The sequence below is a fragment of the Streptomyces durbertensis genome, from assembly GCF_014156695.1.
Classification (GTDB): domain Bacteria; phylum Actinomycetota; class Actinomycetes; order Streptomycetales; family Streptomycetaceae; genus Streptomyces; species Streptomyces durbertensis.
The window spans coordinates 1-7,482 of record NZ_WMLF01000259.1; the positions used below are offsets into that span (position 1 = coordinate 1).

General features: G+C 72.1%; 5 protein-coding genes. All 5 read right to left on the reverse strand.

Features of this window, described 5'->3' with window-relative positions:
* Positions 1–2: 2 nt before the first annotated feature.
* Positions 3–1,190, reverse strand: coding sequence for a quinone-dependent dihydroorotate dehydrogenase (locus tag GL263_RS17145; protein ID WP_182856601.1), 1,188 nt, complete (start codon positions 1,188–1,190; stop codon positions 3–5).
* A gap of 100 nt (positions 1,191–1,290) precedes the next feature.
* Positions 1,291–4,614 (reverse strand): carbamoyl-phosphate synthase large subunit, encoded by a 3,324-nt coding sequence (gene carB / locus GL263_RS17150; protein WP_182856602.1) that lies wholly within the window; start codon positions 4,612–4,614, stop codon positions 1,291–1,293.
* Positions 4,607–5,785: a glutamine-hydrolyzing carbamoyl-phosphate synthase small subunit gene (gene carA, locus GL263_RS17155; RefSeq protein ID WP_182856603.1), complete on the reverse strand. Its 1,179-nt coding sequence runs from the start codon at positions 5,783–5,785 to the stop codon at positions 4,607–4,609. Before carA ends, carB begins: the two co-directional genes overlap by 8 nt.
* Entirely contained in the window at positions 5,782–6,378 is a 597-nt protein-coding gene (locus GL263_RS17160; RefSeq protein WP_182856604.1) for a PH-like domain-containing protein, read from the reverse strand. The genes carA and GL263_RS17160 overlap by 4 nt, the downstream gene beginning before the upstream one ends.
* A gap of 14 nt (positions 6,379–6,392) precedes the next feature.
* A partial coding sequence (locus tag GL263_RS17165; RefSeq protein WP_182856605.1) for a dihydroorotase occupies positions 6,393–7,482 on the reverse strand: 1,090 nt, incomplete at its 5' end.

Genomic DNA, 7,482 nt, shown 5'->3' on the forward strand with positions numbered 1-7,482 from the left:
GCTCATGACCGGGGGTCCGCCTTTCGGGTGGTCGTGTCGCTGGGCTGGTCGGTGCCGCCGGCGGTGGACGGGTCGGTGCCGCGGGCGGCGGCCTCGCGGACGTCGGCGCCGACCGCCTCGGCGAGCGTGGCGTACGGGCTGGCGGCCAGCAGGTCGGCCAGGCCGCGGTGGAGGCGGCGGCACCACAGCGGGCCCTCGTAGACGAAGGCGCTGTAGCCCTGGACGAGGGTGGCGCCGGCCAGGACGCGCCGCCAGACGTCCTCGGCGGTCTCGACACCGCCGACACCGACCAGGGTGATGCGGTCGCCGACCCGCGCGTACAGGCGGCGCAGGACGGCCAGCGAGCGCTCCTTCAGCGGCGCGCCGGACAGGCCGCCGGTCTCGGCGGTCAGCTCGCGCGGCGAGCGCAGGCCGAGGCCGTCGCGCTGGATGGTGGTGTTGGTGGCGATGATGCCGTCCAGGCCGAGGTCGACGGCGAGGTCGGCGACGGCGTCGACGTCCTCGTCGGCCAGGTCCGGCGCGATCTTCACCAGCAGCGGCACCCGGCGGTCCGTGACGGCCCGGTCGGCGGCCTCGCGGACGGCGGTCAGCAGGGGGCGCAGCCGGTCCGCCGCCTGGAGATCGCGCAGGCCGGGGGTGTTCGGGGAGGAGACGTTGACGACGAGGTAGTCGGCGTGCGGGGCGAGGCGTTCGGTGGAGGTGACGTAGTCCTCGACCGCCTCCTCCTCGGGCACGGCCTTCGTCTTGCCGATGTTGACGCCGACGGTGGTGCGGAAGACCGTCGTCCGGGCGGCCAGGCGGTCGGCGACGGCCTGCGAGCCGTCGTTGTTGAAGCCCATGCGGTTGATGAGCGCGCGGTCGGCGGTGAGCCGGAACAGCCGCTTCTTCGGGTTGCCCGGCTGTGGCTGGCCGGTGACGGTGCCGATCTCGACGTGGTCGAAGCCGAGCATGGCCAGGCCGTCGACGCCCACGGCGTTCTTGTCGAATCCGGCGGCGAGCCCGAAGGGGCCGTGCATCCGCAGGCCCAGCGCCTCGGTGCGCAGTTCCCGGTGGCGGGGGGCGAGCAGCGCGGCGGCGAAGGTGCGGGCCACCGGCACCCGGGCGAGGGCGCGGATCCAGGCGAACGCCAGGTGGTGGGCGCGTTCGGGGTCCATGCGCTGGAAGAGCAGTCGGAACAGGAGGCGGTACATGGGTGTCTGTCGCCTATCGCAGAGGTGGTCGCGTCGAGGTCTCGCGGGAGGGGGACGGGCGGGTGCCGGGGGCGCCGCGAGGGGCGCCCCCGGCCGGTGCTCACTCGCCGTCGCGGGCGGCGGTGAGGTGCGCGGCGTGCTCCTGGAGGGAGCGCACGCCGACCGCGCCGCGTCCCAGCGCCTCGATGCCCTGGACCGCGGCGGCCAGCGCCTGCACGGTGGTCAGGCAGGGCACGCCCCGGGCGACGGCGGCGGTGCGGATCTCGTAGCCGTCCAGGCGGCCGCCGGTGCCGTAGGGGGTGTTGACGATGAGGTCGACCTCGCCGTCGTGGATGAGTTGGACGATCGTCTTCTCGCCGTTCGGGCCCTCGCCCTGCGACTGCTTGCGCACGATGGTGGCGTTGATGCCGTTGCGCTTGAGCACCTCGGCCGTGCCGGTCGTGGCCAGCAGTTCGAAGCCGAGCGCGACCAGCTCGCGAGCCGGGAAGATCAGCGAACGCTTGTCCCGGTTGGCGACGGAGACGAACGCCCGGCCCTTGGTCGGCAGCGCGCCGTAGGCGCCGGCCTGCGACTTGGCGTAGGCGGTGCCGAAGACGGTGTCGATGCCCATGACCTCGCCGGTGGAGCGCATCTCCGGGCCGAGCACGGTGTCCACGCCGCGGCCGTGCACGTCGCGGAAGCGCGACCAGGGCATGACCGCCTCCTTGACGGAGATCGGCGCGTCCATCGGCAGGGTACCGCCGTCGCCGGCGGCCGGCAGCAGGCCCTCCTCGCGCAGCTGGGCGATGGTGGCGCCCAGCGAGATGCGCGCGGCGGCCTTGGCCAGCGGCACGGCGGTGGCCTTGGAGGTGAACGGCACGGTGCGGGAGGCGCGCGGGTTCGCCTCCAGGACGTAGAGGATGTCCCCGGCCATGGCGAACTGGATGTTGATCAGTCCGCGCACGCCGACGCCCTCGGCGATGGCCTCGGTGGAGGCCCGCAGCCGCTTGATGTCGTAGCCGCCGAGGGTGATCGGGGGCAGCGCGCAGGCGGAGTCGCCGGAGTGGATGCCGGCTTCCTCGATGTGCTCCATGACGCCGCCGAGGTACAGCTCGGTGCCGTCGTAGAGGGCGTCGACGTCGATCTCGATGGCGTCGTCGAGGAAGCGGTCGATGAGCACGGGGTGCTCGGAGATGAGTCCGGCGTGCCGCTCCAGGTAGCCGGCGAGGGAGGGCTCGTCGTAGACGATCTCCATGCCGCGTCCGCCGAGCACGTAGGAGGGGCGGACCATGACCGGGTAGCCGATGCCGGCGGCGATGGCCTTGGCCTCGTCGAAGCTGTAGGCGGTGCCGTACTTGGGCGCGGGCAGTCCGGCGTCGGTGAGCACCCGGCCGAAGGCGCCGCGGTCCTCGGCGGCGTGGATGGCCTCGGGCGAGGTGCCGACGATCGGGACGCCGTTGTCCTTGAGCGACTGGGAGAGGCCGAGCGGGGTCTGCCCGCCGAGCTGCACGATCACGCCGGCGACCGGGCCCGCCTGCTGCTCGGCGTGCACGATCTCCAGGACGTCCTCCAGGGTGAGCGGCTCGAAGTAGAGCCGGTCGGAGGTGTCGTAGTCGGTGGAGACGGTCTCCGGGTTGCAGTTGACCATCACGGTCTCGTAGCCGGCCTCGCTGAGCGCGAAGGAGGCGTGGACGCAGGAGTAGTCGAACTCGATGCCCTGGCCGATGCGGTTGGGCCCGGAGCCGAGGATGATCACGGCGGGCTTCTCGCGCGGCGCGACCTCGGTCTCCTCGTCGTAGGAGGAGTAGAAGTACGGGGTACGGGCGGCGAACTCGGCGGCGCAGGTGTCGACGGTCTTGTAGACCGGGCGGACGCCGAGCGCGTGCCGGACCTCGCGCACCACGTCCTCGCGCAGGCCGCGGATGCCGGCGATCTGCGCGTCGGAGAAGCCGTAGCGCTTGGCCTCGGCGAGCAGCTCGTGGTCGAGCCGTTCGGCGGCGGCCAGCTCGTCGGCGATCTCCTTGACGAGGAAGAGCTGGTCGACGAACCAGGGGTCGAGGCGGGTCGCCTCGAAGATCTCGTCGGGGGTGGCACCGGCGCGGATGGCGGCCATCACGGTGTTGATGCGGCCGTCGGTCGGGCGCGGGATCTCCGCGAGGAGTGCGGCCTTGTCGCCGAGTTCGGCGACGGGGGTGGTGAAGTCGAACTGGCTGTCCTTCTTCTCCAGGGAGCGCAGCGCCTTCTGCAGCGCCTCGGGGAAGTTGCGGCCGATCGCCATGGCCTCGCCGACCGACTTCATGGTGGTTGTCAGCGTGGAGTCGGCGGCGGGGAACTTCTCGAAGGCGAAGCGCGGGGCCTTGACGACCACGTAGTCCAGCGTCGGCTCGAAGGAGGCCGGCGTCTGCTCGGTGATGTCGTTGGGGATCTCATCGAGGGTGTAGCCGACGGCGAGCTTCGCGGCGATCTTCGCGATCGGGAAGCCGGTGGCCTTGGAGGCCAGCGCGGAGGAGCGGGAGACCCGGGGGTTCATCTCGATGACGATGACCCGGCCGTCCTCGGGGTCCACCGCGAACTGGATGTTGCAGCCGCCGGTGTCGACGCCGACCTCGCGGATGATCTCGATGCCGACGTCCCGCAGCACCTGGTACTCGCGGTCGGTGAGGGTCATCGCGGGGGCGACGGTGATGGAGTCGCCGGTGTGCACGCCCATCGGGTCGAAGTTCTCGATGGAGCAGACGACCACGACGTTGTCGTTGCGGTCGCGCATCAGCTCCAGCTCGTACTCCTTCCAGCCGAGGATGGACTCCTCCAGGAGCACCTCGGTGGTCGGGGAGAGCGTGAGGCCCTGGCCGGCGATGCGGCGCAGCTCGTCCTCGTCGTGGGCGAAGCCGGAGCCGGCGCCGCCCATGGTGAAGGAGGGGCGGACGACGACGGGGTAGCCGCCGAGCTGTTCGACGCCGGCCAGCACGTCGTCCATGCTGTGGCAGATCACCGAGCGGGCGGACTCGCCGTGCCCGATGCGGGCGTTGACGGCCTCGACGACCTCCTTGAACAGGTCGCGGTCCTCGCCCTTGTTGATCGCCTCGACGTTGGCGCCGATCAGCTCGACGTTGTACTTCTCCAGGGTCCCGGAGGCGTGCAGCGAGATGGCGGTGTTGAGCGCGGTCTGGCCGCCCAGGGTGGGCAGCAGCGCGTCCGGGCGCTCCTTGGCGATGATCTTCTCGACGAACTCCGGGGTGATCGGCTCGACGTAGGTGGCGTCGGCGATCTCCGGGTCGGTCATGATCGTCGCCGGGTTGGAGTTGACGAGGACGACGCGCAGGCCCTCGGCCTTGAGCACACGGCAGGCCTGGGTGCCGGAGTAGTCGAACTCGGCGGCCTGGCCGATGACGATCGGGCCGGAACCGATGACCAGGACGGACTTGATGTCGGTGCGCTTAGGCACGCTGGCCCTCCATCAGGGTGACGAAGCGGTCGAAGAGGTAGGCGGCGTCGTGCGGACCCGCTGCCGCTTCGGGGTGGTACTGGACGCTGAAGCCGGGGCGGTCGAGCAGTCGCAGCCCCTCGACGACGTTGTCGTTGAGGCAGACGTGCGAGACCTCGGCGCGTCCGAACGCGGTGTCGAACGCGCCGTCGAGCGGGGCGTCGACGGCGAAGCCGTGGTTGTGCGCGGTGACCTCGACCTTGCCGGTGGCGCGGTCCTGCACGGGCTGGTTGATACCGCGGTGGCCGTACTTCAGCTTGAAGGTGCCGAGCCCGAGGGCCCGGCCGAGGATCTGGTTGCCGAAGCAGATGCCGAAGAGCGGGGTGCCGCGCTCCAGCACGCCGCGCATCAGCGCGACGGGGTGCTCGGCCGCGGCCGGGTCGCCGGGCCCGTTGGAGAAGAAGACGCCGTCGGGGTTGACCGCGTACACCTCCTCCAGGGTGGTGGTGGCGGGGAGCACGTGCACCTCGATGCCGCGCTCGGCCATCCGGTGCGGGGTCATTCCCTTGATGCCGAGGTCGATCGCGGCGACGGTGAAGCGCTTCTCGCCGAGGGCCGGGACGACGTACGGCCGGTCGGTGCTGACCTCGCCGCACAGGTCGGCGCCCTTCATCTGCGGGGCCTTGCGGACCCGCTCCAGCAGGGCGGCCTCGTCGGCGAGGGCGGCGCCGGAGAAGATGCCGACGCGCATGGCGCCACGCTCGCGCAGGTGCCGGGTGAGAGCGCGGGTGTCGACGCCGCTGATCCCGACGACGCCCTGGCCGGTCAGCTCCTCGTCCAGCGAGCGCACCGAGCGCCAGTTGGAGGGGATGCGGGCGGGGTCGCGCACGACGTAGCCGGAGACCCAGATGCGGCGGGACTCGGGGTCCTCGTCGTTGACGCCGGTGTTGCCGACGTGCGGGGCCGTCATGACCACCACCTGGCGGTGGTAGGAGGGGTCGGTCAGGGTCTCCTGGTAGCCGGTCATGCCGGTGGAGAAGACGGCCTCTCCGAAGGTCTCGCCCACGGCTCCGTAGGCGCGGCCCCGGAAGCTGCGGCCGTCCTCCAGGACGAGCACGGCCGGCTCCTTGCGGCCTCTGCCGACGGTGCGGGCGGTGCCTGCTGTGCCTGCTGGGTCTGCTGGGGCGGTCATCGTGCGCCTTCCTGATGGTGCGTGGCGGCCGCGTCGGCGGGGCCGCCGGAGAGTTCGTTGATCGCCTTCACCCAGGCGTGGTGCTCCGCCGGGTGGTCGGCTCGGAAGCCGGAGTCGAGCTGCTGGTCGCCGAGCTGCCAGGTGATCACCAGCAGGCCGCCCTGGGTGAGGACCTTGCCGGCGATGCCGGTGTCCAGCCGGGCGCCGCGCAGGGCGTCGGCGGGGACGAAGAAGTCCGCCGCGCCGGGCCGGACGATGCTCAGCCCCTGCTCGGTGAGGGTCAGCTCGGCCTGACTGCGGGTCCCGAGCCCGTGGGCCACCACCCGGTCGAGCCACTGGCCGGCCGTGGTGGAGGCGTGGTAACGACCGGTGAGGGTGAGCCGGGGGCTGCCGGGCTCGGCGGGCAGCTCCTGCGGAGCGGGCAGGTCGCCGTGCAGGGCGGCCCGGCGCTGCCAGCCCCGGCGCATGAGCCAGTACAGCAGCGCGATGAACAGCAGGGTGCCGATCGTCCAGCCGATGCGGGCCCCCCAGTCGGTGACCTCCTGGGACTTGCGCTCGACGGTCTCGTCGGCGAGGAGGTCGGTCAGGGGCATGAGCAGGCTTGTTTTCACGTGAGCTTCCCGTCGACGACCGTGGCCCGGCCCCGCAGGAAGGTGTGCGTGACGCGGCCGGGGAGGTCACGGCCCTCGTAGGGCGTGTTGCGGCTGCGGGACGCGAAGTGTGCGGGGTCCACGGCTCCACGGTAAGCCGGGTCGACCAGCGTCAGGTTGGCGGGCTCGCCGGGTGAGACGGGGCGGCCCTGTCCGGTGAGACGGCCGATGCGGGCCGGGGCGTGCGACATGCGGTCGGCGACCTGCTCCCAGGTGAGCATGCCGGTGTCGACCATGGTGTGCTGGACGACGGAGAGGGCGGTCTCCAGACCGACCATGCCCATGGCGGCCGCGCCCCACTCGCAGTCCTTGTCCTCGTGCGGGTGGGGGGCGTGGTCGGTGGCGACGCAGTCGATGGTGCCGTCGGCCAGCGCCTCGCGCAGCGCGGTGACGTCCTCGGCGGTGCGCAGCGGCGGGTTGACCTTGTAGACGGGGTCGTAGGAGCGGACCATCTCGTCGGTGAGCAGCAGGTGGTGCGGAGTGACCTCGGCGGTGACGTTCCAGCCCTTGGACTTGGCCCAGCGCACGATCTCCACCGAGCCGGCGGTCGACAGGTGGCAGATGTGCACGCGGGAGTCGACGTGCGCGGCCAGCAGCACGTCGCGGGCGATGATCGACTCCTCGGCCACCGCCGGCCAACCCCCGAGGCCGAGCTCGGCGGAGACCTCGCCCTCGTTCATCTCGGCGCCCTCGGTGAGCCGGGGCTCCTGGGCGTGCTGGGCGACGACGCCGTCGAACGCCTTCACGTACTCCAGCGCCCGGCGCATGATCACCGCGTCGTGGACGCACTTGCCGTCGTCGGAGAAGACGGTGACGCCGGCGGCGGACTCGTGCATGGCGCCCAGCTCGGCGAGCTGCTTGCCGTCCAGGCCGACGGTGACCGCGCCGACGGGCTGCACGTCGCAGTAGCCGGCCTCCTTGCCGAGCCGCCAGACCTGCTCGACGACGCCGGCGGTGTCGGCGACGGGGAAGGTGTTCGCCATGGCGTGCACGGCGGTGAAGCCGCCGGCGGCGGCGGCCCGGGTGCCGGTCAGCACGGTCTCGGAG